Origin of the sequence: Nocardia farcinica, assembly GCF_029867845.1 — a bacterium.
GTDB lineage: Bacteria > Actinomycetota > Actinomycetes > Mycobacteriales > Mycobacteriaceae > Nocardia > Nocardia farcinica_A.
The window spans coordinates 1-1,982 of record NZ_JARWRU010000691.1 but is presented as its reverse complement, the minus strand read 5'-3'; the positions used below and the strand labels follow the sequence as shown (position 1 = coordinate 1,982).

Annotated in this window: 1 protein-coding gene and 1 pseudogene; one reads left to right on the top strand and one right to left on the bottom strand. The window is 71.2% G+C overall.

Features of this window, described 5'->3' with window-relative positions; translation table 11 throughout:
* The first annotated feature begins 73 nt into the window (after nucleotides 1–73).
* The gene (locus QH283_RS15210) at nucleotides 74–1,666 is read left to right on the top strand and encodes a dolichyl-phosphate-mannose--protein mannosyltransferase (RefSeq protein ID WP_432420735.1); all 1,593 of its coding nucleotides are present in this window, start codon (nucleotides 74–76) and stop codon (nucleotides 1,664–1,666) included.
* A 113-nt stretch (nucleotides 1,667–1,779) separates the two neighbouring features.
* On the opposite strand, the pseudogene QH283_RS15205 reads toward QH283_RS15210, so the two are convergent.
* A pseudogene (locus QH283_RS15205) lies at nucleotides 1,780–1,982 on the bottom strand (GntR family transcriptional regulator); the annotation flags it as partial.

Below are 1,982 nucleotides of genomic sequence, written 5' to 3'. Positions count from 1 at the left end.
TCTCCATCGCTGTCGCCCCAGCCTAATCGGCCGATTCCACCTCCCCCCGGGGGTACCGAATACGATCGGGTCCGTGACCCAGGTGACCGACCGCCCGACCACACCCGGGGCCGCGGCCACCATTTGGTCGAGCCCGGCCCCGTTGCGCCCCTCCCCGGATTTCGGGCCGGTCGACACCCTGCGCGGCTGGGTGGTCACCGCCGTGCTCACCGCGTTGGCGGCCGTCACCCGCTTCAGCGTCCTCAACTACCCGACCGACGGCGGCACCCCGGTCTTCGACGAAAAGCACTACGCGCCGCAGGCCTGGCAGATGCTCACCGGCGGCGGTGTGGAGGACAACCCCGGCTACGGCCTGGTGGTGCACCCGCCGGTGGGCAAGCAGATGATCGCGTTCGGCGAGCTGCTGTTCGGCTACAACGGCTGGGGCTGGCGGTTCAGCGCCGCGTTGGCGGGCACGGTGCTGGTGCTGCTGGTGGTGCGCATCGTGCGACGGATGACCCGTTCCACCCTGGTCGGTGCGATCGCGGGAATCCTCATGCTCGCCGACGGCGTGCTGTACGTGTCCTCGCGCATCGGCATGCTCGACATCTTCATGGCCCTGTTCGTCACCGCCGCCTTCGGCTGCCTGATCGTCGACCGCGACGAGGTGCGCAGGCGGCTGGCCCGCGCCGACGCGGAGGGCAGGATCGCCGTGAGCAGGTGGGGGCCGCGCCTCGGGGTGCGCTGGTGGCGTTTCGGCGCTGGTGTGTTGCTCGGGCTGGCCTGCGGCACCAAGTGGTCGGGGGTGTACTTCATCGCCGTCTTCGGTCTGATGAGCGTGCTGTTCGACCTGTCGGCCCGGCGCGCCTACGGGGTGCCGAGCCCATGGCGCGGCACCGCCCTGCGCGATATCGGCCCCGCGCTGTACGCGCTGGTCGTGGTGCCGTTCGGGGTGTATCTCGGCAGCTACGCGGCCTGGTTCGCCAGTGAGACCGCCGTCTACCGGCACGCGGTGGGCAACCAGATCGGCACCGACGGCACCTGGTCGTTCGTGCCCGCGGCGCTGCGCTCGCTGTGGTACTACAGCGGCGAGTCGCTGACCTTCCACGCCGGCCTGACCAACTCCGCGGGCAACATCCACCCGTGGGAGTCCAAGCCGTGGACCTGGCCCATGGGCCTGCGGCCGATGCTCTACTACTACGCCGACAATGTGGCCAGCTGCGAGCCCGGCCAGTGCGTGAAGGCGGTCATGCTGATCGGCACCCCCGCCATCTGGTGGATCTCGCTGCCGGTGCTGGCCTGGGGGATCTGGCGCTGGGCGGTGCGCAGGGACTGGCGCTACGGCGCGGTGCTGGCCGGCTACGGTGCGGCGTTGCTGCCGTGGTTCCTCACCCTGGACCGGCAGATGTACTTCTTCTACGCGGTCCCGCTGGCCCCGTTCCTGATGATGGCGGTGGCGCTGGTGCTCGGCGACATCATCGGCCCGGCGCGGGCGGCCCCGCACCGGGTCGCCGACCCCAACGCCTTCCTGGTCCCCGACGAGCGCCGCAATCTCGGTCTGCTCGCGGTGTGCCTCTACCTGGGCATCGTGGTGGCGACCTTCATCTGGTTCTGGCCGATCATGTCGGCCATGGCGATCAGCCCGCAGGAGTGGCAGCTGCGGCTGTGGCTGCCCAGCTGGCGCTGATCAGGTGCGGCACGCTGTCGGCTCGTCCGGCGCGGCCGGGTCGGTCAGTCCAGCGCGACCGGGCCGGTCAGTCCAGCGCGGCCGGGTCGGTCAGTCCAGCGCGGCCGGGTCGGTCAGTCCAGCGCGGCCCGCACGTAGTGCAGCGCGGCCTCGTCGTCCAGGCCGAGGCGCCGGATCGCCGCCACATAGGCCGTGGCGGCCCGGCCCGCGGCGTCGGTGGTGGGATCGCCGGAGGAGGCGATGAAGGTGCCGAGCCTGCCCTTGGTCTCCAGCACGCCGTCCTCCTCCAGTTCCCGGTAGGCGCGCGCGACCGTGT